The 26,385-nt window shown below is 32.4% G+C and carries 25 protein-coding genes; 12 read left to right on the top strand and 13 right to left on the bottom strand.

The window, feature by feature from the left end:
- Nucleotides 1–19: 19 nt before the first annotated feature.
- The 7 genes from EMN46_RS09465 (at nucleotide 20) to EMN46_RS09495 (ending at nucleotide 7,957) form a co-directional block, all read left to right on the top strand.
- A complete protein-coding gene (locus EMN46_RS09465; protein WP_154200564.1) occupies nucleotides 20–565 on the top strand; it encodes a DUF5063 domain-containing protein in 546 nt (181 codons plus the stop codon).
- Nucleotides 566–709: 144 nt separating this feature from the next.
- On the top strand, nucleotides 710–1,306 hold the full coding sequence (locus EMN46_RS09470) for a 3'-5' exonuclease (RefSeq protein WP_154200565.1): 597 nt from the start codon (nucleotides 710–712) through the stop codon (nucleotides 1,304–1,306).
- A 74-nt stretch (nucleotides 1,307–1,380) separates the two neighbouring features.
- Nucleotides 1,381–2,568 carry a class I SAM-dependent rRNA methyltransferase gene (locus EMN46_RS09475; protein WP_154200566.1) on the top strand — a complete coding sequence of 396 codons (1,188 nt, stop codon included), beginning with the start codon at nucleotides 1,381–1,383 and terminating at the stop codon, nucleotides 2,566–2,568.
- Nucleotides 2,569–2,846: 278 nt separating this feature from the next.
- On the top strand, nucleotides 2,847–4,052 hold the full coding sequence (locus EMN46_RS09480) for a DEAD/DEAH box helicase (RefSeq protein WP_154200567.1): 1,206 nt from the start codon (nucleotides 2,847–2,849) through the stop codon (nucleotides 4,050–4,052).
- Between the two features lie 85 nt (nucleotides 4,053–4,137).
- The gene (locus EMN46_RS09485) at nucleotides 4,138–5,331 is read left to right on the top strand and encodes an NAD(P)/FAD-dependent oxidoreductase (RefSeq protein ID WP_154200568.1); all 1,194 of its coding nucleotides are present in this window, start codon (nucleotides 4,138–4,140) and stop codon (nucleotides 5,329–5,331) included.
- A gap of 147 nt (nucleotides 5,332–5,478) precedes the next feature.
- Complete coding sequence (locus EMN46_RS09490; protein ID WP_154200569.1) at nucleotides 5,479–7,605, top strand: Tex family protein; 2,127 nt, start codon at nucleotides 5,479–5,481, stop codon at nucleotides 7,603–7,605.
- 115 nt (nucleotides 7,606–7,720) lie between these two features.
- Nucleotides 7,721–7,957, top strand: coding sequence for a hypothetical protein (locus tag EMN46_RS09495; protein ID WP_154200570.1), 237 nt, complete (start codon nucleotides 7,721–7,723; stop codon nucleotides 7,955–7,957).
- A 90-nt stretch (nucleotides 7,958–8,047) separates the two neighbouring features.
- On the opposite strand, the gene EMN46_RS09500 is transcribed toward EMN46_RS09495, so the two are convergent.
- Entirely contained in the window at nucleotides 8,048–8,770 is a 723-nt protein-coding gene (locus tag EMN46_RS09500; protein ID WP_154200571.1) for a head GIN domain-containing protein, read from the bottom strand.
- 212 nt (nucleotides 8,771–8,982) lie between these two features.
- Between EMN46_RS09500 and EMN46_RS09505 the strand changes: the two genes are divergently transcribed.
- From EMN46_RS09505 to EMN46_RS09525, 5 genes are all read left to right on the top strand, one after another.
- Nucleotides 8,983–9,471, top strand: coding sequence for an RNA polymerase sigma factor (locus EMN46_RS09505; RefSeq protein WP_154200572.1), 489 nt, complete (start codon nucleotides 8,983–8,985; stop codon nucleotides 9,469–9,471).
- Nucleotides 9,455–9,904 carry an anti-sigma factor gene (locus tag EMN46_RS09510; RefSeq protein ID WP_154200573.1) on the top strand — a complete coding sequence of 150 codons (450 nt, stop codon included), beginning with the start codon at nucleotides 9,455–9,457 and terminating at the stop codon, nucleotides 9,902–9,904. The genes EMN46_RS09505 and EMN46_RS09510 overlap by 17 nt, the downstream gene beginning before the upstream one ends.
- A gap of 44 nt (nucleotides 9,905–9,948) precedes the next feature.
- A complete protein-coding gene (locus EMN46_RS09515) occupies nucleotides 9,949–11,220 on the top strand; it encodes a hypothetical protein (RefSeq protein ID WP_154200574.1) in 1,272 nt (423 codons plus the stop codon).
- Between the two features lie 422 nt (nucleotides 11,221–11,642).
- Nucleotides 11,643–11,897 carry a hypothetical protein gene (locus EMN46_RS09520; RefSeq protein ID WP_154200575.1) on the top strand — a complete coding sequence of 85 codons (255 nt, stop codon included), beginning with the start codon at nucleotides 11,643–11,645 and terminating at the stop codon, nucleotides 11,895–11,897.
- A 92-nt stretch (nucleotides 11,898–11,989) separates the two neighbouring features.
- On the top strand, nucleotides 11,990–12,187 hold the full coding sequence (locus EMN46_RS09525; protein ID WP_154200576.1) for a PspC domain-containing protein: 198 nt from the start codon (nucleotides 11,990–11,992) through the stop codon (nucleotides 12,185–12,187).
- Between the two features lie 221 nt (nucleotides 12,188–12,408).
- Here EMN46_RS09525 and EMN46_RS09530 read toward each other — a convergent pair whose 3' ends face one another.
- The 12 genes from EMN46_RS09530 to EMN46_RS09585 all read right to left on the bottom strand — a co-directional run bounded on the left by EMN46_RS09530 (nucleotide 12,409) and on the right by EMN46_RS09585 (nucleotide 26,135).
- Entirely contained in the window at nucleotides 12,409–12,993 is a 585-nt protein-coding gene (locus EMN46_RS09530) for a hypothetical protein (RefSeq protein ID WP_154200577.1), read from the bottom strand.
- A gap of 92 nt (nucleotides 12,994–13,085) precedes the next feature.
- The gene (nadD, locus tag EMN46_RS09535) at nucleotides 13,086–13,661 is read right to left on the bottom strand and encodes a nicotinate (nicotinamide) nucleotide adenylyltransferase (protein ID WP_154200578.1); all 576 of its coding nucleotides are present in this window, start codon (nucleotides 13,659–13,661) and stop codon (nucleotides 13,086–13,088) included.
- 73 nt (nucleotides 13,662–13,734) lie between these two features.
- Nucleotides 13,735–14,298: a guanylate kinase gene (gene gmk, locus EMN46_RS09540; RefSeq protein ID WP_154200579.1), complete on the bottom strand. Its 564-nt coding sequence runs from the start codon at nucleotides 14,296–14,298 to the stop codon at nucleotides 13,735–13,737.
- Between the two features lie 76 nt (nucleotides 14,299–14,374).
- Nucleotides 14,375–15,253 (bottom strand): YicC/YloC family endoribonuclease, encoded by an 879-nt coding sequence (locus EMN46_RS09545; protein ID WP_154200580.1) that lies wholly within the window; start codon nucleotides 15,251–15,253, stop codon nucleotides 14,375–14,377.
- Nucleotides 15,254–15,470: 217 nt separating this feature from the next.
- Nucleotides 15,471–16,805 (bottom strand): MATE family efflux transporter, encoded by a 1,335-nt coding sequence (locus EMN46_RS09550; protein WP_154200581.1) that lies wholly within the window; start codon nucleotides 16,803–16,805, stop codon nucleotides 15,471–15,473.
- A gap of 147 nt (nucleotides 16,806–16,952) precedes the next feature.
- Complete coding sequence (locus EMN46_RS09555) at nucleotides 16,953–17,357, bottom strand: bacteriohemerythrin (RefSeq protein WP_195715233.1); 405 nt, start codon at nucleotides 17,355–17,357, stop codon at nucleotides 16,953–16,955.
- Between the two features lie 10 nt (nucleotides 17,358–17,367).
- Nucleotides 17,368–18,792 carry a glycosyltransferase gene (locus EMN46_RS09560; protein WP_154200583.1) on the bottom strand — a complete coding sequence of 475 codons (1,425 nt, stop codon included), beginning with the start codon at nucleotides 18,790–18,792 and terminating at the stop codon, nucleotides 17,368–17,370.
- 5 nt (nucleotides 18,793–18,797) lie between these two features.
- Nucleotides 18,798–20,042, bottom strand: coding sequence for a hypothetical protein (locus tag EMN46_RS09565; protein ID WP_154200584.1), 1,245 nt, complete (start codon nucleotides 20,040–20,042; stop codon nucleotides 18,798–18,800).
- Between the two features lies 1 nt (nucleotide 20,043).
- A complete protein-coding gene (locus EMN46_RS09570; protein ID WP_154200585.1) occupies nucleotides 20,044–21,273 on the bottom strand; it encodes a YaiO family outer membrane beta-barrel protein in 1,230 nt (409 codons plus the stop codon).
- Between the two features lies 1 nt (nucleotide 21,274).
- On the bottom strand, nucleotides 21,275–21,676 hold the full coding sequence (locus EMN46_RS09575) for a hypothetical protein (RefSeq protein WP_154200586.1): 402 nt from the start codon (nucleotides 21,674–21,676) through the stop codon (nucleotides 21,275–21,277).
- A 4-nt stretch (nucleotides 21,677–21,680) separates the two neighbouring features.
- A complete protein-coding gene (locus EMN46_RS09580; protein ID WP_154200587.1) occupies nucleotides 21,681–22,871 on the bottom strand; it encodes a hypothetical protein in 1,191 nt (396 codons plus the stop codon).
- Between the two features lie 687 nt (nucleotides 22,872–23,558).
- Nucleotides 23,559–26,135, bottom strand: coding sequence for a T9SS type A sorting domain-containing protein (locus EMN46_RS09585; protein ID WP_154200588.1), 2,577 nt, complete (start codon nucleotides 26,133–26,135; stop codon nucleotides 23,559–23,561).
- Nucleotides 26,136–26,385 lie beyond the last annotated feature (250 nt).

The raw sequence follows: 26,385 nt of genomic DNA on the forward strand, positions 1-26,385 counted from the left end.
TTATACTATAAATTAAGAGATGGAAGATAATTTTGAACATCAGGTTTACGATAAAAATACGATAGAATTTGTGACAGTTGCTAATGAGTTTTGTTTACTCTTAGAATCGAGTGCTAAAATCTTAAAATTGGATTTTATCAATCGAGCACAAAAATTATTACCCTTATTATATTTAAAGGCAAGTTTGTTGCCTAAGGTGGAGAATGAGTTTGCCGAAGAAATTGAGAAATTTGTAGGTGAAGGTGATTGGGAATACATCAGAACTGCTGTAGTTGAAAAAATGGGAGCAAATGATGAATATCTTGAGGTGTTTGATGATGGTATGCGTGATAGCGATGAACCTATTGTAGCTTCTATTTCTGAGAATTTTGCTGATATTTACCAAGATCTTAAGGATTTCTTAACCTCATACCGTATTGCGAGTGTTGAGATTATGAATGAGGCTCTTTGGGATTTGAACAATAATTTCCATGACCATTGGGGACAGGCAGTCGTTAACTCATTGAGAGCTATTCATTATCTTTTGGCTCATCCAGAAAAATTGGAAGACGATTTAAATGATTAAGGATGATTAGTTATCAATTAGATAGGTGTTTCTTAATTTTATCGCAAAATAAGTTGCATTGTGATGATATAGAAAATTTGCTATCAGTTAATATATAAAACGATTAGCCTGCAGAATATTAGCGGACGATGAAAAACATGAAGAATGATTAGTTTTCAGAAGAGCATAACAAAAGACGAAATAAACGAACTCTCATTAGAAGCTTTCGAAGGTGAAATTGTGGTAATAGATAGTGATGAAGGCCTACAGGAAGCAGTTGATTATTTGAAACAATTTCCTGTTTTGGGTTTTGATACAGAGACGAAACCTTCTTTTACGAAAGGGAGTGTAAATCCTGTAGCTTTATTGCAATTATCAAGTTCTGAAAAAAGCTTTTTGTTTAGATTAAATAGAATAGGTTTGCCTGCTCCTGTTATTGAATTGTTAAGCAATTCTGAAATTATAAAAGTTGGTGCAGCTATAAAGGATGATGTTCGAGGTCTTCAAGAGATCACTGATTTTGATGGCAATTCATTTTTAGAACTTCAACAATACGTGACAAGTTTTGGGATAGAGAATTTTTCTCTTAAGAAATTGGCTGCAATTGTATTAAATATTAGAATATCGAAACGTCAGCAAGTTTCCAATTGGGAGGCTTCTGAGTTAAGTGCAGGGCAATTGCGTTATGCCGCTACTGACGCATGGGTTTCATTAGAAATTTATGAAGGCCTAAAAGCTAGTATTTGCAAAGAGGTACTATAAGTACTCTACAATAAATTACAATAATTAAAATTGACTTTAGCGCTAGCTTAGGTTAGTTATAAATAAAAATATTCATGATTAGTTACCCTAAAGTTGTATTAAATAAAGGCAGAGAAAACTCCATTAAACGTTTTCATCCGTGGGTTTTTTCTGGAGCTGTTGCTCGTGTTGACGAAGGTTTAGAAGAAGGAGATTTAGTATCAGTTTATAGCAATGAAGATGAATTTTTAGCCATAGGACATATTGCTATCGGATCTATCGTTGTTCGTATTTTAAGCTTTGAGCCTGTTGAAATTAATAAAGACTTTTGGCTTGAAAGATTAAGTTCTGCTTGTCGTGTCCGTCGTGAAATTGGTTTGTTAGGCATCGAGAATAATAATGTGTGTCGTTTGGTACATGGCGAAGGTGATAACTTGCCAGGTTTAGTAGTCGACTATTATGCAGGAACAGCTGTTGTTCAGGCTCATTCAGTGGGGATGTATTTACATCGAGGCGAAATTGCAGAGGCTTTAAAAGAAATTTTAGGGGATGAATTAACTGCTGTTTACGATAAATCAGAAGGTACAATTCCTTTTAAATCTGGAATTGAACCAACCAACGAATATATTTTGGGAGAAACTAAGGATTTTGTTGCTGTTGAAAATGGCTTAAAATTTAAAGTGGATTGGTTGGCAGGGCAAAAAACAGGCTTCTTTATCGACCAACGTGAAAATAGATCCCTATTGGAACGTTATTCAAAAGGACGCTCGGTATTAAATATGTTTTGTTACACAGGAGGTTTCTCATTTTATGCCATGCGTGGTGGTGCCAATTTGGTTCATTCGGTTGATAGTTCAGCAAGAGCTATTGAGGTAACCAATGAGAATGTAGAGTTGAACTTCCCTGGAGACAAGAGACATGAGGCATTTGCAACTGATGCTTTTAAATATTTAGATGAGTCTGATCAAAAATATGATTTAATCGTTTTAGATCCTCCTGCATTTGCAAAACATAAGAAGGTATTAGCCAATGCGCTTAAAGGTTATAGAAGATTAAACTTGAAAGGTTTTCAAGCCATTAAAAAAGGTGGAATCATGTTTACTTTCTCTTGTTCGCAAGCAGTTAGTAAAGAGGAATTTAGAAAGGCTGTTTTTATTGCAGCAGCTAACGCTGGACGTCGTGTCCGTATTTTACATCAGCTTAATCAACCGGCTGATCATCCTGTAAATATTTTCCATCCTGAAGGAGATTACCTAAAAGGATTGGTATTATATGTGGAGTAAGAAATTGTGATTTGAATTTGGCTTGTTTATTCAAGTCAAATTTTCATATAATAATGAAGATCAGACATGGATGAAGCGATCTTATGATACGTTTCAATTCTTTTTTTGTATCTTCGGGGAAGTCTTAAAAAGTGGTCAAAGCAAATTGACAGATGACGAATTAAGACACCAATTTAGTTTTATATTGTGAGATGGGTTCTGTAAGTCATGGAAGCTAGAAAATTGAAGAAAACTCAGTCTCATATTTCAGAGTATTCATATTAAAATTTTCAGAAAACTTGAAATTTTCAGAATTTGACTTTTGTTCCGACATCATGGATGGTATTGATGCTATGGGCTTTGATACACCATCACCTGTTCAGGAGTTGGCTATACCACAGATTATAGATAATAAGGATTTAATCGTTTGTGCGCAAACGGGAACCGGAAAAACGGCTGCTTATTTGTTGCCGATTATGGATAAAATCCAAAAAAATAAAATTGAAGGATTCAGTACCTTAATATTGGTTCCTACTCGTGAACTAGCTTTGCAAATTGATCAACAAATGCAGGGTTTTGCTTATTTCTTATCTATTTCATCACTTTCAGTTTATGGCGGTGGCGATTCTTCGGTTTGGGATCAGCAAAAAACAGGCTTAATGACAGGTGCCGATGTTATTATTGCAACACCAGGTCGTCTTATTTCTCACCTGAACTTGGGTTATGTGAACACCAAACAGGTAAAACATTTAATTCTTGATGAGGCAGATAGAATGCTTGATATGGGATTCTATGAAGATTTAATGCAAATCGTTAATCATCTTCCAAAAGAGCGTCAAAATCTGATGTTCTCTGCAACCATGCCTAGCCAAATGAGAAAATTGGCAAGCAGTATCATGGATAATCCTGAGAGTATTAATATTGCTATATCTAAACCAGCCGCAGGTGTTTTGCAGGCTGCATATATGGTTTACGATACTCAAAAAATTCCTTTGATAGGAAGTTTACTTAAGGATAAAGACGTTAAATCAGTTATCATCTTTTCATCAACTAAGATGAATGTTAAGGCGATGACTAAGGAGTTAAAACGTCAAAAATTTGCTGTTGAAGGTATTCATTCTGATCTAGAACAAAATGAACGTGAAGAAGTTCTTAGAGGTTTCAGAAATAAGAAATATCAAATTTTAGTAGCAACGGATATTATTGCTCGTGGTATTGATATTGATTCAATTGATCTTGTTATAAATTTTGATGTACCTCACGATGCCGAAGATTATGTGCATAGAGTTGGACGTACAGCTCGTGCTGCTTCCGAAGGAGTTGCTTTGACTTTTATTACTGAGAAAGATCAGTTAGATTTTAAGCACATTGAAGAGCTGATTGAGCAAGATGTTTATAAAATTCCTGTACCTGCAGAATTAGGTGAAGCGCCTGTTTACAATCCCAAAGCAAAGCGAAAAGGATCTCATAAACCTTTCAAGAAAAGACCTTACAAAAGGAAATAACTACTACAAGGTGTGTAAATGACAAGTCTTTGTGCATGGTGTGTGATGGACCGGAATCATAGGCTTAAAAACAAAACTTAATCATATGAATACTCTCTCTGAAAACTACGACATTGCAATTGTTGGTGCAGGAATAAGTGGACTAACAATGGCATTTAAAATTGCCCAATCGGGTAAAAAAGTCGTGTTGTTGGAAGCCAAAAATAAGGCAGGAGGTTGTTTAAATACCTTGTATGGAGAAGATGGCTTTTGGGTGGAAATGGGAGCGCATACCTTCTATTCGAGTTACACAAATACGATTGATCTAATAAAAAATATAGGTTTAGAAGCTGACATACTTGCTCGTGAAAAGTTGAGTATGAAGCTTTTTACGGATAAGCATGTAAAGCTTTTTGCTCCCATTTCGAAGATAGGATTATTAGCCAATGTGCCCAAGTTGTTTTTTTCGAAACGAGATGGGAAAACGGTGAAAGCGTATTTTTCCAATGTACTTGGAAAGAAAAACTACGATAAGGTTTTTACACGCATGTTTTCAGCCGTTATTGTCCAAAATGCTGATGAATTTTCTGCGGAGTATTTTCTGAAACGCAGAAAAACAAAAAGTATGAGCCATCCTAAAAGCTTTATCCTAAAAAATGGGATGTCATCTATTGTACAAGCTATTTTGGCTCATGAAAATATAGATATTGTCTACAATCAAAAGGTCAGTTCATTAGAAAAATCAGAAACCTTTATAATTAATACTAAGGAAGGAAATTCTTATTCTGCAAAAGATATAGCTTTTGCCTCTTCTCCCGATCAGGTTGCTGGTTTAGTTAAAGAATTGAATTCTGATTTAGCTAACTTATTGAATGAATTTCCTATTCAAAATTTAGAATCTACAGCTCTAATACTTGATAAAGATAAGCCAGGTATCGAACCTGTAACCTTTGTTATACCCTTGCAGGGAGCATGTTATTCTATGGTTACACGCGATGTGTTAGCCGATGGAAAATACAGAGGTTTTGCCTGCCATTTTCAAAAGGATGATATAAGTAGTGAAGAGCAAGAAGCTACAATGGCTAAGCTATTAGCAGTAGATGAAATACCTCAAACATTAAAAGAAAATCAGACTTTGCCTCTTATAAAAATTGGGCATAAGGAGCGTATGGCTGGTATTATTTCTCAGTCACAAAAAACGGGAATCTATATTACGGGTAACTATTTTAATGGACTTTCAATAGAAGATTGTGTGGAGCGTTCAAGCCAAGAAGCACAACGATATCTCGATAAGCAATAATTAAGCGGAGTAAGATTATTGAAATCTTATTAGTTAATTATGAGATCTAACAAAAGATCACTAATGCTAGTTGAAAGTAAAATTTTGTAGGTCTAAGCAATGTAATTGCAAACCCATTCGTTCTACTAAAATACAATAATAACATAAATGAATTATATCAATAGCATAGCAAAGAGCTTGGGAATTCAAATTTCTCAAGTTAAAAGTACTGTTGAATTGCTTGACGAGGGAGCAACACTTCCTTTTATTGCGCGTTACAGAAAAGAACGTACGGGTAGTTTGGACGAAGTGCAAATTGGAGATATAAAAGACGAATTTGCTCGATTAAAAGAGCTCGATAAACGACGAGAAAGTATTCTTGATGCCATAGATAAACAAGATAAATTGACTGATGAATTACGAGCTAAGCTTAATGCTTGTGCACAGCTAAATCAGTTAGAAGATATATATTTACCATATAAAGTAAAGCGTAAAACTAGAGCTGTAAAAGCTAGAGAGAAAGGTTTAGAGCCTTTGGCTAAGATCTTAATGTCTCAGAACGAAAATGATCCTGAATCTAGAGCTTCTCAGTTTTTAAACAAAGAAGTAGCTAATGAGGATGAAGCGTTGCAAGGAGCTCGAGATATTATAGCAGAATGGATTAATGAGAATGAGGTAGCTCGAAGTTCTGTTCGAAATATTTTTCAGCGACAAGCATCTATTCGTTGTAAGTTGATAAAAGGCAAGGAAGAGGAAGGCGTTAAATTTAAAGATTATTTTGATTCTGAAGAGCTCCTTAAAAAATCAGCATCACATAGATTATTAGCTATGCGTCGTGGAGAAGCTGAAGGTATTCTTCGAGTTTCAATTGCTCCCGATGAAGATGAGGTTTTAGAGAAGTTGAATCGGATTTTTGTTAAAGGTCAAACATTATCTTCGAAGCAAGTAGAAATGGCTGAGAAGGATGCCTACAAGCGTTTGCTTAATCCATCCATAGAAACAGAGTTTGCTAAAAGCTCCAAGGAAGCTGCTGATGTAGAAGCAATTCGTGTCTTTGCTGAAAATCTACGACAATTATTATTGTCGTCTCCATTGGGACAGAAACGCGTTTTGGCTATTGATCCCGGTTTTAGAACAGGATGTAAGGTCGTTTGTCTCGATGCTCAAGGTAATTTGTTGCATAACGAAACTATTTATCCACATGCTCCCCAAAATCAAGGAAGTATGGCAGCTAAGAAGCTGACTAATATGGTTGAAACTTATGATATTCAGGCTATTGCTGTTGGTAATGGAACTGCAGGACGTGAAACAGAGACTTTTGTAACTAAGCTGCACTACGATAGAAAAGTTCAGGTTTTTGTGGTTAGTGAGGCAGGAGCTTCAATCTACTCAGCTTCTAAGGTTGCTCGAGAAGAATTTCCAGATTATGATATAACAGTTCGTGGAGCTGTTTCCATTGGTCGCCGATTGATGGATCCCCTTGCAGAACTTGTGAAACTTGAGCCAAAATCAATTGGAGTAGGGCAGTATCAGCACGATGTGGATCAGAATTTATTACATCAAAGTCTCGACCAAGTTGTTGAATCTTGTGTCAATAAAGTGGGTGTCAATCTGAATACGGCAAGTAAGCATTTATTGACTTATGTGTCTGGATTAGGACCACAATTGGCTCAGAATATTGTCGATTATCGAACTGAAGAAGGAGCCTTTAAATCACGTAAGCAGTTGATGAAGGTAAAGAGAATGGGAGCGAAGGCATTTGAACAATGTGCTGGTTTCTTACGAATTCAGAATGCAAAAAATCCTTTGGATAATTCAGCGGTTCATCCTGAAGCATACAATATTGTTAAGGGAATGGCGAAAGATCAGAAATGCTCTATTGAAGATTTGATAAATGATAAAGAACTTCGTGCAAAAATTAATTTGAACGATTATGTATCTGCAGAAGTGGGATTACCTACTTTGAAGGATATTATGGAGGAGCTTGAAAAACCAGGACGTGATCCACGTCAGATTATCAAGGTTTTCCAATTTAAAGAAGGAATCTTAAAGATAGAACAATTGGAAGTGGGCATGGAGTTACCTGGTATTGTAACCAATATCACTAATTTTGGAGCTTTTGTTGATGTGGGTGTTAAGCAAGATGGTTTAGTTCATATTTCACAATTGGCTAACCGATTTGTCTCTAATCCTGCCGATGTGGTTCAATTGCATCAACATGTTAATGTTAAAGTGACTGAGGTTGATGTTGCTAGAAAAAGAATTCAGCTCTCGATGAAAGATTTAGAGCAATAGATTAATAAGTTTAAAGTTGTAAGTACTTGAAGTTAGAAGTTACTTTTCAGTAAGAATTAACTTTTAATTTAAGACACTTTAAGTACTTTAGACACTTGTATTAAAAAAATAAGATATGGATTTTAACGATCAGGATGTTATTATTGAATGTCCAAAATGCAAAGCAGAAATTGTAGTTAATATTTTAGAAATTACAAATCATCATACTGTCGCTTGTCCTAAGTGTGGTGCCAAGAATGATTTATCAGCAAATGATCCTTCTGCAAAATTGGGGATACCCAAAACTTATATGCCATTCGAAGGCTTAGATAATTATATTGAAGAAGTAGAGAATAAAAGAAAGAAGAAATAAGACTTTGATTGGTGTACAACCGATCATTGCAATTGCTATAAAAACAAAGAGCCTATTCCATTGGAATGGGCTCTTTTTAGCGATTGAGTATTAGCGTCGATTAACATCTCCACCGCTAGAGGTGTTTACATCAACCTTAGTAGGATTGCCATAATAGCTTACATTCCCACCAGAGCTTGCTGATGCATCAATTTCTTCAGTAGCATTTACACTTACGTCAGCACCACTCGATGCTTTAGCTTTACAGGTTTTTGCTGTTAGTTTATGAGCATCTAAATCACTACCACTACTAGCTTTTGCATAAAAGTAATTTGCAGTTCCCCATAAGTCAGCATCAGCACCAGAACTTACCGAACATGAAAGTTTATCAGCATGAATATCTAGTTTTGCATCAGCACCCGAACTTACTTCAATATCTAACTCTTTAACGTTAAGTGTAGATTTTGTTTCGAAATCGCAACCACTCGAAATATTTATTTTGTTGACATTAACCAATGTGATATATACCGACTTGGCTTTAGCTTTACGAATGCGATCTTCTACTTTAACAATTAATTTACCACCTCTAACTTCGGTGATAATGTTATCCTGAAGATTCTCATCAGCTTCGACTGTAACTGCTTCTGTTTCGCCTTGCACAACAAAAACGTCAAGACCAGTACCGGCCGAAATAGCTGTAAAGTGTCCAATTTCTCTATCTTGTTTTACAACATTGCCATTGCCTTTTTCACCAGAGAACTGTGCGTTTACACATGATGTTGTCCCTAATGCAAGTGCAAATAGGAATAAACTAAATTCTTTAATTCGTTTCATCGTATTTAAATGTTAATTGAGTGAAAATGTTAATCTGTGTATATGACGCTGTTGAGTGAAATAAAGTTACAATTATTATATCCTTTTTTTGAATATAAAAAAAAACGATGTTCATTGGATGTGTCTGATCATATTTGTGTAAATTTTACAAAAAAATAAATATTTATGTCACAAAGAACGTTTTGTTACGACTAAGTATTAAAAGCAACCGATTGGAATCATTCGAAAAAATATATACCGATAATTACGAGGCTATGTTTCGTGTTGCACGAAAAATAGTTTACGATGCTGATGTTGTATCAGATATTGTACAGGAGGTATTTATTTACTTTTTTGATAAGGTAAATCGAGGCGAAGAAGTCCGTTACCCTAAAAGTTGGCTCTATAGAGCAACATACAATAAGTGTATCGATTATTGGAGAGAGAAGAAACGATTTGAATATATAGATTTGATAGAGGCGAATGGAATCGAAGATGACAAAGATGATTATTCAGCCGAGAAAGTTGCTCTCCATGAAGCTTTAAATAGATTAAGGCCTGATGAACGTTTTCTTGTTGTTTTATATAGCGAAGGCTTATCATACAAGGAAATGGCTGAAGTAACAGAGATTAAATTCTCCTCAATTGGTAAGACATTATCAAGAATATTAAAGAAAATAGAGATTGAATTAAAAAGTCAATGTGATGAACTGTATAACTAATGAATTAATTCAAAAGTATATTGATGGTGAAACAAATTTGGAAGAATGTGTTTCTGTAAAGAATCATTTGGCTTGTTGTGAGCTTTGTAAAAACAAATATGACGTTCAACTAAATAGGGCTATTGATATTAAAAAAAGATTGAATTTATTATGCGAAGATCATATTGTAATTCCTCAAATCGTTCTACCTCTTCAGGGAAATAGGAGACGTCTTGTTTTAAAAAAGAGATTGATTTATGCTTTGTCAGCAGCTTGTATTCTTTTACTTATTGTCATGATCTTTCCTTCTAATAAGGGTTTGAATCAAAATGAAATAACAATGATGCAAAGTGTTGATGCGGATTACGATGCCAATTTACCTGTAACTCAGCAAAAACTGAAAATTCAGGTGGTTGATCCTTCAGGTAGATTAAGTGAATTTTATGTAGACTAAGATTCATTCTAAAACGAATCATTTGTTCAACTAAAAATAACAAGATGAAAAAATATGTATTAACAATTTTGATGTCAGCGATACTAATGTCGGTGTCGGCTCAAAAATTAATTGATATTTATAAAAAAGGTCCAGTAAAATTGATTCCAGATATGGAATACGCTCAGAATAACAATTGGAATCAAGTTTTTGAAACCTATTATGATACCATTTACAATACACCTATGGGTAACAGAAAATCTATTAAGTTGCTACCTGATGGTTCGGCTATTGTAAATCATCAATACAGAAACTATTATAGTAAATTTTCTGCTAATGGAAAATTTGTTAAAGAGTTTGGTATTAAAAATAGTAAGGGTGTGAAATTCAAACGTGTTGATCCAATTGAAGGTGTAATTAATAATAATCTATTCACCAAATTGGATAATATGGGAAATATGATTTGCTGTGATTTTGATGGAAATTACATAAAGACATTGAAACTTAATTATATGTCTAAGCAGATGATTCCTATAAGTGACACAAAAATCGCAGTATCAGGTTGGGTTATTTGGAAAGATCAGTTTAGAGACTTTGTTTCAATAGTAGATTACGAAACCAATGAAGAGAAAGTCGTTTGGGAACACTTTACAGACCGATCTTCTGCTAAAGGATCTTCTGCTATGTTCCAGTATAGTTATACGTTTAAGGAACGGGGTGCGTTCTCAATTAATACGATGCCATTGCAAGATGAAGGCTTAAGTTCACATCCAAAAATTGCAGTTTCAGGTGAGGAACTGGTAATTGCGAATCCTGATACGGGAGAAGTTTTAGTTTATGATTTTGATGGAAATTTAAAATCAAAAAATAAAATTGAGTGGGCTCGTAATTATGTGTCAGTGCAAGAACAAAAAGAAATTCAACAAAAGGCTATTAACCGATATCAACAAATAAAGAATCCAACTTTTGCTAGCTGGGTTTCTCCAGAAGAAAATAAAGCGGCTTTGAATAAAATAATTGGAGAAATGGAAGAAGATTTAAAGAATATATCTACGCCTTTACCAGTTCCGGTATTCTCAAATATAATTAAGGATTCAGATGGAAACTTACTGTTTTTTGAGTTCCCTAAAGAAGTAAATGCGAATAAATTCAATGTTTGGATTTACAAAGAAGATGGTGAATTCGTTAGCCAAAGTAGTTTTGTTTGTGATGACTATGATCTGCAAATTACGCCTTCGAAAATGGTATTCCGTGATGGCTATATTTATGCCTTACAGACTTTGAAAAAAACTTCAGGAGTTCCACTTCGTTTAGTTCGATTTAAGTTGACTAATTAGTCATAGAAAAGGCCAACTCTTGTTGGTCTTTTATTTTTTTAATTTAATAGTAATTGTTCGATGGTTATTTTCTTGTATGTTCCTGATAGTTAGTTTTAAGAAAAGCTTGTTTCTTTAAGTTGTTCTATATTTAAGAAAATAGCTGAATTGTACCGATAATTTGAATCCAGTATTTAAATCAGTAATAACGAGTAAAGATCAGAAGAAGATATCAGTTCAATTAAAAAAAAGGCTTGAATTATTTAGTACAATCATTTGAAAGGTAAGGAAATTGAGGCGTATCGGATAATATAATATTTGATGAAAGTAATTTTATGAATTCTCAAGTTTAAAAATATTATTTTTTTGTTTTTTATTTTGAGTTTATTGTCTTTAGAAGATTTCTATGTCTATCTTTGCGAAGCTCTTATAAAACAAAAAATATGCTACCTAAATTTTTATTAGCGGATAATTCTCAAGAATTACCAGACACTTTGTTTATTATTCATACAAAGGAACCTCGCTGCATTATCGAATGTGATGTTGAAGATTTTAACTCTAGTCAAACAGTACATTGGCTTGATGATGAACCTAAAGATAAGGATCTTGTAGAGGATATGATGGATGAGGCTGAAACTTTCTATAATGATGAGTTGGAAAGCCAAGAAGACTTATATGACGAAGAGTTTGACGATTAATTCAAGCGTCTTTTAACCGCCGATAATCTTACATTAATCATTTTTAATGGTTGTAATGTGTGAGATTTTCGGTTATTTAATAAGCTTAAGTTATGAATAAAAAATTAAAAAAGTCATCGAATAAAATGGTTGCTGGTGTTTGTGCTGGCATTGCGGAATATCTAGGTTTAGATGTAACGCTCGTTCGTGTGGCTTATGTTTTGCTTTCTATTTTTAGTGCAGGTTTCCCAGGCCTTATAGTTTATTTGATATTAATGTTCGTAATGCCCGATTATTACGAAGTCATGTAAATGCTTTTCTGTTGTAGATCATTTATCTTTTTAGATTTATGATCTTATTATTTACCCTTATATTTCTTTCTGGATTGTTTTAAATTTAGCTAGTCAAAAATTATATTTTTTGTCTGCTATTTTAGAAAATGAGGTGCTATAAAAACCCTATATTTTTGACTTTACAGCCAGTTTCTGTCATGCTTTAAATTTCGTAATACCAAGCGTTTCAATTCTCTTTATTACACTTCAACGTTTTTAAATTCGATGTTGAATGTTGAAATATTTTGTTTTAATTTTTGAATTTTAGAGAAACATAAAATTGCATATATACTCCATGTAAAGAAGATTATGAAGTCGAATTGCTTCCAAAACTCTAATTCAAACATAAAACATATGCCGCCTAAAAAGGCTAGACTACCTACTAGTATTTGCATAAAACAGATGATTTTGGACTTTATTTTTTTTTCGAGTTCTTCATTAAGAGAATCAGAAACTAGTCCTTCTGTATTCGTTTTTTTATTTAGAATTTGCTTAAGGTAGAGTTTGTGTTTTTCGAGAACTAGATATTTCGCATATCCGAATACCTTAAATAGAAAGCCTGCGGTACATACATAGAATAATCCAGATTTCATCCATCGATCACTAAAAGTAGATATTTGTATAGAGCTAAGAAAAGCGATAATTATTCCAAGAACTAAAAAGAAAATAGAGATGTAATAGATGAAATTGATGCCGAATTTGAGCTGTTCTTTTTGAGAAAAGTATATTGACTTGCTTTTTTCAATTAGATTGATTCTATCCTCTATAAGATTTTCTAAAGTCATTAGTCTGCGTATTTAATTTATAAAATGTTAAGCAATTTATGAATTAAAATTAATTTACACAATGAAAATTATGTATTTATAGCAGAGTGGCATTATTTCTCGTAGAAATGCATCTCCTTAATGTATTGATAAGCTGGAGATGGCAAGAAGAAAGGTATCTCTTTCTTTTCTTTTATAGCTTTGCGAATAAAGCTAGATGAGACTTCCATTAAGGGTGCTGGTACAATATGTATAGTACCTGTTAACTTAACATCTTTATCTTTAAACCCAGGTCGGGGGTAAACATAGAGCTCGTGATTTTGCAATAATAGCTCATGATTTTTCCATTTTGTAAAGCTATTTAAGTTATCAGAACCAATAATCAGTGCAAACTCATGTTTTGCATATTTTTCTCTTAAATAGCTGAGTGTATCTATTGTGTAAGACGGTTGTGGTAAGCCAAATTCAATATCCGAAGCCTTAAACTGAGGATAAGCTTCAATTGATAATTTGACTAGTTCTAATCGTTTATAATCAGCCAAAAGGCTGGCTTTATTTTTTAGAGGATTGTGAGGGCTTACTATAAACCAAATTTCTTCTAAATCGGTGTATTCAGCCATAAAATTAGCAATAGCTAAGTGTCCAATATGAATAGGGTTAAATGATCCGAAGAAAAGTCCAATTTTCATAGTCTATCTAATGGGTTAAATATAAAAACCGTAAAATATGAATGCATCATAAATTACGGTTTAAATTTAATATTTAGTTTAAAAACTGTGTTAAAGTTTGTTCTGCTTTGATTAAGGCATCTTCCAATTTATCATTAATAATGATGGTATCGAAACGCTCAGCAAAGCCAAGTTCATAGTTGAATTTTTCAACTCTGTTTTTAATAACTTCTTCGCTATCGGTAGAACGGCCTCTTAATCTGTTTTCCAGTTCTTTGACTGAAGGGGGTTGTATAAAAACAGCAAGAGCTTTCTCTTTGTAGAATTTTTTGATGTTTAAGCCACCAACGACATCAACGTCGAAAATTACATTGTTTCCTTTTTCAGTAATACGATCAACTTCACTTTTAAGTGTTCCATAGAAACATCCTTTGTAAACTTCTTCCCATTCTAAAAAATCATTGTTGTTGATTTTAGATTGGAATTCTTCAGTACTTAAGAAATGATAATCTTTACCATCAACTTCGTTTGGTCTCATTGGGCGATTTGTTGCCGAAATTGAGAATTCTAATTTGAAGTTTTTTGTCAGTAGGTGCTTAACGATAGTCGTTTTTCCAGCTCCACTTGGAGCAGAAAATATAAGGAGTTTGCCAGACATTTTTAGGATATAAAAATCCCGAACTTAATCGGGATGTGAAAATTAGATAGTTATTAATTGTAATCGTAAAAGTATATTAAAGGACGTTCAATATTTGTTCTTTAATTTTTTCTAATTCGTCTTTCATTTGAATTACAATTCTCTGAAGATTGTTATCGTTAGCTTTTGAACCAAGTGTGTTGATTTCACGTCCAATTTCTTGAGCAATAAAACCTAGTTTTTTTCCAATAGCACCTGAAGTTTGAGCTGTTTCAATGAAATATTTACAGTGATTAGCAAGACGTACTTTTTCTTCAGTAATATCAAACTTCTCTAAGTAATAGATCATTTCTTGTTCAAAACGATTTTTATCGATCTGTTGATTTTCAACAAATTCGTTAATGTTATCGTTTATTCTAGTTCTAACTGTATTTATTCGTTCTTTTTCGAATTGAGGAACCTCAGCCAGTAAGTTTTCAATATTGTGAACTCTAGCGAAAATATCTTCTTCCAAAGCCGTTCCTTCTTGAATTCTAAATTTGTTTAGTTCAGCAATCGCTTCTTGAGTACTTTTATGAATCAATTCCCATTCATTTTCATCCAATGCTTGGTACTCAACTTTTAATGTGTCGGGTAGCTTAATGATTGTATTCAATAGCGGTTCGTTATCAATTGAAATATTCAATTTCTCTGATAAATCTTGAAGTTGACGATAGTATGCTTCAACAATTGGTTGGTTGATTTTAGTTTCTTTTTCAGCACCAACACTTTCAATAAATATCGAAAGTTCAACTTTCCCACGTTCAAGCTGTTTCTTAATATCATTACGAAGCACTAAGTCCTTTTCTTTATAAAGGTTAGGGATTCTAGTAAAAATATCTAGCTGTTTGCTGTTAAGGGATTTTATTTCAATGGAAACTTTTTTGTTTTCCAATTCAAGAGTGGCTTTTCCAAAGCCCGTCATTGATATTAGCATAGTAGTGAAAATTGATTTTGTCAAAGGTAAGGCTTTGCAAGCAATTTGCAAACTGCCGATAGGTTAAGTTGTTGAACTTATTCTAATAGTTTATGAGATGTGAGATTAGGTACAGTTATTATACAATTAAATAATTGTTTTGGGTGCAAAACCAATCTATTAGGATTCCCTGATTTTATGGGTGATAAATTATTAATTCATCATTCGTAATTCATAATTATTGGTTAGTTACGGCTTTTGTTTTCCATCTACCCATTCGGTAATAGATGTATGAGCAAGTCATTCCAATACTCCAACCCATGGGAATTGACCACCATATACCATCAGATCCAATTTCGTTTGATAAAAAGTATGCAGCAGGAATTCTGATGATCCAAAGTGAGAATAAAGTAATAAACATGGGGATAAGTGTATCTCCTGCGCCTCGTAAAACACCCTGTATTGTAAACATTGATGAGAAAATAAGATAGAATGAACTCACAATAATTAAATAGTTTTGACCTATTTCTATAACCTGAGGATCTGTTGTAAACAATCTCATTAGGTTACTGCCAAATAATATGATTAAAGCTGACATTATTAAACAAAATAAATTTGACATGATAAAAGTGGCCTTGAAACCTTTTTTTACGCGATCAATTTTATTGGCACCTAAATTTTGCCCTACAAAGGTTGCTAGGGCTTGAGCAAAGTTCATCGCAGGCATCATTGCCAATGAGTCGATACGTCCAGCGGCTGTATAGGCTGCAATTACATCAGTACCAAAGGTATTTACAATCCCGAGTAAGGTCATCATTCCTACTGCAACAAAAGTTTGTTGTAAGCCTGATGGCAAGCCTATTTTCAAACTCTTTTTAAAAAGGTCTGTATCAAAACGAAGTTTAGCAACAGAAAACTTCATTATTTTGTGTGTGTTATTCAAATAAAGAAGTATTGAGACAAAAGCTATGCCTTGAGCTAATACTGTTGCCCATGCTGCACCTGCAATTCCCCATCTGAAAACCATTACAAAAAGTAAGTCGAATGCAATATTTAAAATGGATGATAGTATTAGAAAATAGAGTGGCGTTTTAGAATCACCAAGACCTCGAAGTATTGAACTGGTACCATTGAAGCCAAAAAATAGAATCATTCCTGACATATAGATATTCAAGTAGGTTATTGCTTGAGGCATAAGTTCCTCGGGTAACTGTAATAACCTAAATAGGTCTTTGCTAAAATAAATGCCTAAAATAGACATTATAAGAGCTGAAATAAATAGAAAGATATACATGGTGTCTATCGATCGTTTTACCCGATCTATGTCTTTGGCACCATAAAATTGAGATATAACAATGGAGAATCCTGATCCGATTCCTATTAATAAGGCAATTAATGTAAAGATAATAGGGAATGATGCACCAACTGAAGCTAAAGCTTCCTTACCAAGTACTTTACCAACAATAATACTATCAACAATATTATATAGTTGTTGAAATACATTGCCCAAAAGCATGGGAAGTGTGAAATTAAATATATGACGAGCTACGTTTCCAGTAGTGAAATCTTTCATTGGAAAATTATTGGATTACAAAGCTCCCAATTTAATCTAGAATCCCAAAATTTGGCTTGATAAATTTAGATATGATTAAGTAAGTTGTTTGATACTGGGGATGGATTATATTTATACTGAAGTTATTGTGAGGTGATTTTATCCTATTTATTTCTTGTTTAGATATTCTAGAACCGATTGCTGATACTCTTTATCTGATTGAATGATATGATTTAAGAACCATTTTTTCATGAAAACAGCCGTTTTTTCGTGTATTAAAGGGTTATTGTAGTCTAGTTCTTGTTTTAAATCGTCTACTTTTTGAATAAGATATTTGTGTTGGTCAATATGTTTTTCTATATCATTATATCCAGATTTTACCATCAATTCTTCTTCTTCTCTAAAATGAGCTTTTATATAATCTTCTAGTTTTTCGATTACTTGAGTCATTTGTATCCTATCTTGTGTGTCAACTTGTTCCATTTCTGTATTCCAAAGGTTAAAAAAAGCTTTGTGTTGCTGATCTATTTTGTCAATATTTAATAAACATTTATCTGTCCACTTGTCTAGCATAGTCATGTCGTTATTTGGTATTATCAAATGCGGTTCTTGTCATTTTACCCCAGCCTTTTTTATCGCGTTTAATAAAAAAGCTGTAATTGCCAAGAAGTGCAAAGTAAACATTTAAAGGGTGATATATAATAATTTCAGCTAACGAAGTTATAATTACAGTAAATAAAAATTTATATCCTTTATATCTATTAAAAAAGAGCGTTTCGTAGAACACTGCAAAAGACGAGAAAAATAAAGAAAAAGAAAATATAAAAACAGTAAGAATTAGAAAAATTTCGACATCAATGTTTCCAAAAATAAGGATCAATATAAAATAGATTACACCTATTGTTTCAATTATTGGGGCTAGCCATTCGAAAACAACCCAATAGGGAAAACTAATCATCCCCATTTTACCATATTTAGGATTTAAAAACATTTTTTTATGCTTCAAAACAGTGTCAATAGAGCCTCTTGTCCACCTGTTACGTTGGTTTTTTAGAACTTTAAATTTTGATGGAACTTCTGTCCAGCAAAGTGGATCGGGTATAAAGGCAACTTTGTATTTTTGTTTTGAAACGGTATGCATATATTTTCTTAAGCGTACAACAAGTTCAAAATCTTCTCCAACACATGTTTTATCATAGCCACCAACTTTTAGTGTGAGTTCACGGTCGAATAAACCAAATGCACCCGAAATGATTAATAGTCCGTTTATTCTACTCCAAGCCATTCTACCAAGCGTAAAGGCCCTAAAATATTCGAGAACTTGAAATTTTGCCCATATATTCTTTGGGTAATTTACTTCAACAATTCGACCATCTTTTATTTTGCATGAATTAGCAACTCTTACGACACCGCCTGCTGCTATTATTTTTCTACCATCTTCTTCCTCAATAAAAGGTTTAACCATTCGTAAAATTGCATCATGCTCAATAATACAATCAACATCAATTGCAAGAAATAATTCGGAGCGAGACATGTTAATTCCAACATTTAAAGCATCGGCTTTCCCTCCATTTTCTTTATCGACAACGATTAAATTAGAATAAGCAACCTCTGTTGATTTGTATATTCTTTTAATCTTTGCTGTTTCTATTGTATTCGTGTAAGCATAATCGACTTCAATCAATCTATAATAATTGATAATCTTTTGTAGACTATTGTCTTTACTACCATCGTTAACAACTATTACTTCAACTTTAGGATATTCGAGAGATAGTAAACTTCTTATATTGTCAATAATTGAAGCTTCTTCATTGTATGCTGGAGCAATAATTGAAATAGATGGTAAAACTTTATATTCCTTGATGGTATTAAATCGAAAATGTTTTGATTTCTTTATGTAAAATGACAGATCTAAAGTTGACAAAATAGCAACAAGAACATAGCTTAAAAATAATAGTAAACCATATACAAAAAAGAAGGAATTAAATATATTGTATAGTGTATTCATATCTATTAGAATTGTTGATTTATATACATACAAGCCGTCTCTTTATAGGCCATTTTAATTTCATCATTCTCCGAGTTCATAAAGTTTTCAAGTAGGTCAAAATCATTTTTAAAAATGATTTTCATTGCTTCTATTTTTACGATAAGGGATTGTTTTCCAATGATTTTTACAAGGAAATTAAAAAACCTTTTACTCATAACATGATGAGATTTTTCAAGTATATTCAATTTGATATTATCAGGCTCATTTTCGAATCGGTCAATTATAATATCTACACAATCATCATCAGGAATAAGTGTTAATAGAGCATCCCAGGCCAAGTTGTTTATCAAGTCATTGGAACTTCCTATGTGTTCAATAATTAGGATTAAATTATTTCTGTTTTTTCTATATCGATACTTTGCAAGGATAAGACCTATAATTATTTTTTGTTGATTAGATGATGAAAGTAATGCCCTATAGTTAATATCCATTTTCTTGTTTTTCAACACTTCATTAACAATTACGTTAATATCTAATATGGATAATTTATGCTTTTCTCCAATAAAATTTAAAAGGTGTTCATCTTTTTCCATTAATCTTACAAGACCTGCATATGCTTCTGTTCTAAGAGCAAAATTGTCACTATCCCCACATACCATTATTTGTTTATCACAAGTATGAATCTGTAAAAAAGAAAGCATTCTTATTGCCAAAATTCTATCATCAAAATCCTTATTGTAAATTAAGGATTCAAGCTTTATTTGCAGGTTTAAATCGTTTAATAAAAGTTTAAAGTCATCACTCAAATTTTTTGTAATCGTATCTTGAATCTTTAGATAAGATTGAAATAAAGCAAGTATTTGTGTTCTTGTTTTTAGATGGGGTTTAATTTTAAGAAAAAGTTTTTTGCGTTGATTTTCATTTCTATACAAATCGATTAAGAAGTAAGATGTAAGAATATAGGTGAAAAATCGATAATACCTATCTCTAATCTTTAAACGTTGGTCTCTTTTGACATTAAAGTAATGACTTAAACTGATAAATACGAAGGTGCTTAAGACTGAAAATACAATAAAATATAAAACAATATATACCCAAAAATACATGTTTTTAACATACTCATAAATTGGGTTAGTAAAGCTAATTCCTAAAATGTTTGATTCCGAATGGTAAAACACATAGATGCAAACGGCAATAATAGCAGCTATGCTTACCCAAAAAAGCATTTTTAATGAAGCGCGTATGTATTTGTAAATTAGATACTTCATTTTAAAATTTACGTTTTAATAATATTTCAAGTCTCAATCTGTTCCTAAATTCGTTGTTAATATATTCTTCATAAGCATATGATGCAGATAATTTAATTTCACCATATTTGAAAATTGCAGTATTCTTTTCAATTTTTATACGATAATTGGTTAGAGTATAAATATCAGGCGATTCTGCTACTAAATATCTTTCGTCAGGTGAGTTGCCATAAGTTAATTCCACGCCCCAATAATTTATTGGATTTAAGCTATAATATCTCGTATTAAAAACTGTAGTTAATGCATTCTTTGTTTCATTAAATACATAAAAGGGTCTAAAAGAAAACCAAAAATTATGATAATATTTACTTATATGTCCTGTAAGCATAAATGTTTCTGAATTCTTGGAATAAAAATAACGTCCACCTAAACTAGATTCATATGATTTTAGAAAGGGAACGTAATATTCTAGTCCAGCTTTTTGTTCTGGAAACAATTCTTTATTAATTCCCAATCCATAATTTGTGTATAAATAATGTCCATTTTTAAATAAATGATAATAATCTGCTTCAATTTGAAAATCGTTTTTATCAAATCTATTGGCAAAATTTAATCGTGGAATTAGCGTATGTCTTCCTATTTTAAATGCATAATCGATGTAAGCCAAATGCTGTGGTTTGACGCCGTTTTGATCAATAAAATCGATTGAATAGTAAAAGCTTATAGCTCTATTTCTATTACGCATCTGCATTTCATTATATACGGCTTTTAGCTTAATAGAGTCTAAGTATATATTATGATTTTCAATTAAATTAACACCTTCATTATATTTGGCTAAGGACTTATATGCAATTGCCTTTTTTAAAACGAGATTGTATTCATTTGGATATTTATTTTGTTCTGCAAGTTCGGCTGTTTTAATAAGTTCTTGGTAATTCTTAGACCAAAGTAAAATATTTAGCCAAGAGTCGTAAAGCTCTGTGTTATTTTTGTTTAGCACATAAGCTTTCTTAATATACGTTAATGCTTTAGTATAATCGCCTTTCCAGGCATTAACATTGGCACTAAAGACCATTACATCGTAACGGTCTGGGAATATTTCTAAAACAGCTGAAGCCTCATTTAGCGCCTTTTCGTATTTTCCTGATTGTGCATTTAATATTGCCGAATTAAATATCGAATCAGTATTAACTTGTCCGCTTAATTGAAGTGCTGATATTATAAAAATAATATTTACTATTACTTTTTTCATTCTAAATCTTGTTAGTTAGACTTGTAGAATCAATTAAGAGTATCTTTTTAATCGTGTTACTCACTTCATCAATATCATAAGGCTTATTGAAAAAATAATTAGCTCCAGATAAAATTGAATTTCTTTCACCGTTATATTCAGCAACTCCAAAATATATAAACGGATAAATAATTTTTTGTTTAAGTCGTAAAAACGAAATCAATTCAAAGCTTGATGCTCCAATAATTGGATCATCAATAATCATTAGATTAATATCATCGTTTTTCAATAAATCATTTGCTTCAGAAAATGAAGAGTACACAATAGTTTTGTGTTGTTTACTAAACTTATCTAAGATACGTTTTATAATTTCGACAAAAACAAGATCCATTGAATATACTATTATTTTAAATTTATCATCCATACTGTTATTTTAAAATCTTATAATAATCATCCAATATTTTGCTCAGTAAGGGGTTGTAATACCTCCAAAAAAAGCTCCTTTTTTGTTTTGAACTTGAATCCTTGTATAAATAATTTATTTCATCTATATATTTATATTTTGATGTCTTCATTGATATTAGGTTGTCTGCAAAATCACCCGCAAAATAGTAGTAGGGGTAGTCCTTCTTTCTTTTTATTACGGCAGGAAATTTTTTGGGGATTTTCCATTTATTCATAATCGAATCACCCTTACTATTTGTTTCAATAAAATAATTTGAAAGCACTTGATTTGAACTGTCTGTAGTGCAGATATCAAACCAATAAGTGAAATTTATAATTGGAGCAATTCCATAATATTCAGCTGTTTTTTTAGGTGTTTTTATTATTGGATATTTAATTTTTAAGTGAGTCTCATTTTCTAAAATGACGACTTTAGCACTATTATTAACAAATGCAATACCGGATTCTTTAAAAGGCCATTCGTTATTATTTTGTTTTTTATAATTCCTTATCAACCAGATAGGAAGATCTTTATTTATTGTTGTATCAAGATTTTCAAAATGGCGCCCAACCCAACCAGTCCAATTTACTTTGAATTCTTTTTCATATTCAGTTCTCAATTTTTTTGATGTTGGAGAAGCAATGATGTTAAATTCGTTAATAATGAGTTTTTTACGACTTTTCATTTTTTTTAAAAGCCCCAATTCATTTTTTGTAAGTCCTCCATATATTAAGGGAGAATATTCACCAACTTTCCCTAATGGTTGGTTGGGTTTTAGTTGGGGGTATTCATTATGCCAATCAAGTGCATATATACCATAGAGATCTGTATAGTAGACCATATCATATTCGTCGGCAAGTGTATTTAAGTCTTCTTCGGTGTCTTGCTTAAGGTCTTTTGTCGAGTATGCACCATTCCCATCGGGGAAGAAGCCATAGTAATCTTCATTTGGTATATAAAACGCTTTATTTTCTTTTACATACCTATTATAATTTAGTACCCAATTAAATGATACATGTTCTTGTACATTCTGATTTATAACCGTTTTATCTAAAATGAAAATTTTCATTTCTCTTTGATCTGAAAAATGCCATTGCAGCCACATATTAAGGGGTAAAGTAAATATGAGTAGTGCTACTATAATGAATAATATTTTGATAACTCTTTTTTCCATATTTTGAATTACAACTTAGTTATATTTTTCTACTTCTAATTTAGATGCTTTTTAGAGAAAGTCTTGAAGTTTATCTTTTGTTTACTTTTTAAGGTTTTAATTTTCTAATGGCATTTAAAATAGATTTTTATGCGCATTAGCTGGTAAAGATTCAATGTTTTGTATATTCAGACCTTAAGTTTTCAACCTATGAAAAAATTAGTACTATGATTTCTATTAAGCGTGTAAATTTATTTTTGCTTTTTTTTCATATTTTTATTTCAGACACTAATGAGTTCTAATATACCGATTTCATTGTAATTATTTTAAATATAAATTAACAATATTTTTTTTCTTATTGGAAAATATTCAATGAAATGGGAAAATCTAATCCCGAATTAATAAATTTCAACTCTCCTAATATTTATCTGGTATAGTTTCTAACTACATTTTGATAGATTCTATTCGTTTTTTTAATTCATGTCTAATCAGTGTATGCTATTGTTATACTCATATCTATTACATTCTTCTTGTTATTATAAAAAAAAACTTAATTGTATTGAGAACTGTAAGAGTGTATTAAAAGCACTTTATTTATTTAAATTAAACTATTTGTCAAATATACTGTCAAGCTGCGAATATAGCATGAAATTTATTTAAATATCAATAAAAAAGATATTTGTTTTAACGATGGTTGTGTGTTTATGTTTAGTTTACAATTATTTTTTTGCTGATTAAATCTTTGCTTGTTTGAATGTTCAGTAAGTATACGCCTTTTGGAAAAGAATGAACATCAATGATATGCTGAGAATTAGATATTTGTTTTTGATAAATTATCGAGCCTTTTAAATTGATTATTCGTATTTGTGTCTGTTTGTTAAAAGATAAATTTATTCGTAAAAATTGACTTACTGGATTAGGATAAATAGTAACAGCTAATTCTTCTTCAAAGTCATCAATAGAAGTAATTGTAGCCACATTGATTGTCACTTTTGTTTTAATCGAGTGTCCTCCATCATCGAAAGCTCGGTAGGAGAAATAATCTTGACCACTGAAACCTGTATCTGGAATGTATTCAAAAGAACCATCCTCCGAAAGGAAAACAAAGCCATTTTCGCAGAATTCTGATAATTCAGAATAAAATGAATTACCATCAAAGTCAAAATCATTGGTTAATAGCCCTTTGTCAGCTTCAACAAGTAGACGTTCATCCTGATTTGTGGTATAGAAATCTGTATATGCAATGGGTTCGTTGTTGAATTTGACCAAACCGTCTTTTACCACATAGTAGGATCGCTTTTTTACTTCTACATAGTTTGATGGTGCACCCCAACTCCAATTGAATCGATTATTTCCTTCTTGCAAAACATCATTATGAAGAATGCTTAAAGCGATACCATCCGAAATGGCTTCCTCAGTTTCATCTGTGGCTCTATCATCATCCATTACTTTTGCATTAGCGGGATCGGTAACTTGTATTAATGACCAGGGAAGATGAATGTCAATTGAATCATTTGAAATGATGACAGCATCTAAACTTGAAGGAGACAATTCTGTTCTCCTAGTTTTTAAATTTCCAACATACTGTATCTCATAATTACTGTCGTTATTCTTCCAACGAACTAAATTCCACGGAGCTCCATCTGTTACTGTTGAATGATAAAGTTGAGTAGATTCGGATACACCATGCCATAAACCGTATAAATCATAAGCTTGTGTTACAAATAATTCGGCAGAATAGTTGGTAATACGAAGTGCAAATTCTGCTCTGTTGGTAATTGTAGTTCCCGATGGTAGTATCGATTCTCCCAAATTAGAATTGTAAGTGTCTATTGCCATCCAAATGGTATCAATGTTCGAAAGCTCATTTTTAAGCATCAAGCGAATGTTCAAAAAGTCAAAATCTGCAGCTGTAAGAATTTTTTTGATTGGTTTGTTAGTACCAAAATCTTCTAATTCAGTGTAAATAGTTTCTAATGGACGGAAGGCTATTAAGCCAAAGTTCTGTTCTGCTGCAGTAACATTGTGCCAAAGTATTCTTGCTTCTGGATTAAAATCAAAGGCATCCGTAATCCAGGTGCGTTTGAACCATTCGTCTATCCATGAAAATTGTATACCACCAGCACAACCGGCTTCTTCTATATTGTCGAGTAGTCTGAGGGTGTTGAGCCCTTGTTCAATTTCGGATGCTCCCCCATGATTCATTCCACTGGATGCATAATGAGCAACTCCCCAACTTGAAGGCGTTCCAACCTCCGCAATAAGAACGGGGATATCTTTGTAATAATTTTTAAGATCGCTGATATAGCCCAAATAACTGTTCTGACCTAGCGGATCGTAGTATTGTTTATAGCTAGGATCTTTGCTTATAAAATCGGGATAGTAGGGGTAAGCATGAAAGCTGGCAAAATAACCAGCAGGTGCTCCATCGAAGTTTAAATTGGATAAATCTAGTGATTCTTTGTCTTCATCAGTTCCTGTTTCCGTTGGATGTGTTAAGGGATCCAATGTAGGCCAACTGGAAATACTCACGGGGCGTTCTGTGTTGTAATTGTTGCGTTCGTAAGTTACTAGATATTCTAAATGTGAAGTTGCCCAAACTTCGGATGGAGAACCTCTTTCTAAATTAAATACTGTGCCAGAAAATGAAGTTTGGTTGGGGTGTTGATCATTGGTTTCTTTAATTTCTGATGGATTAATTTCTCTTCCAATAATATAAGACATGACCCAAGGTGATACATCAACGGTATATGAACCATATGCTTTTCCAAAACGGTGTTCTATAGTGTTATTTCCATGTATACAGTCAAGCATGTCTTTAGCTTCTAAATTGAATACATCGTTTAATTGATATAAATCATTGGTGTACCCACTTTGTTCTTCCTCTAGCCAAACTCCCTGCATTATATACATTGGACTTGCAGGATTTGCATCGTTGAATTCTTTTAACGCTTCGTAAAAGCGGGGATAATGAAGCGTGTAGATTCTGATACAGTTAAATCCAACATCATGAATATCTTCTATCCATCTGCTATATTGATTTTTACTTGCAGCTAGTTCCCCTGGAAATGTTCCAGGAATTGCAACCCCAAGATTTACGCCTTTGATAAAAAATGGAACGTAATTCTCTCCATTCCAAACGGTGAAGTTTTGTTTGTTTGTAGAAAAAGGAACTTGAGTTCTGTTTAGATCACTTTCTTGGGCTTGAGTGTCGTGTGTCCCCAAAATAGATAGCGTTAGAATAAATCCGATTAGTACAGTAATATATTTATTAGAATTCATCATTGTTTAAGTTGTTGTAAGTTAGAGCTTAAGCTAGAATGTCTATAAAAGATTAATTATTGTTTTGACTAATGATTTTTGACTTGTATTACATTAGAGTAATGTGTTTGTAATATTTAATTGTAATTTAAACTTAATAAAAATAACTATATTTACCAATTGATATAGAATCGTTTATCTTAATATTGATTTATAAATATGTTGATTAAAATGATGTTTACGATGTTTTATGATTAGGTGTAAATTGTTTGTG

The organism is Ancylomarina sp. 16SWW S1-10-2, assembly GCF_009669305.1.
Taxonomy (GTDB): domain Bacteria; phylum Bacteroidota; class Bacteroidia; order Bacteroidales; family Marinifilaceae; genus Ancylomarina.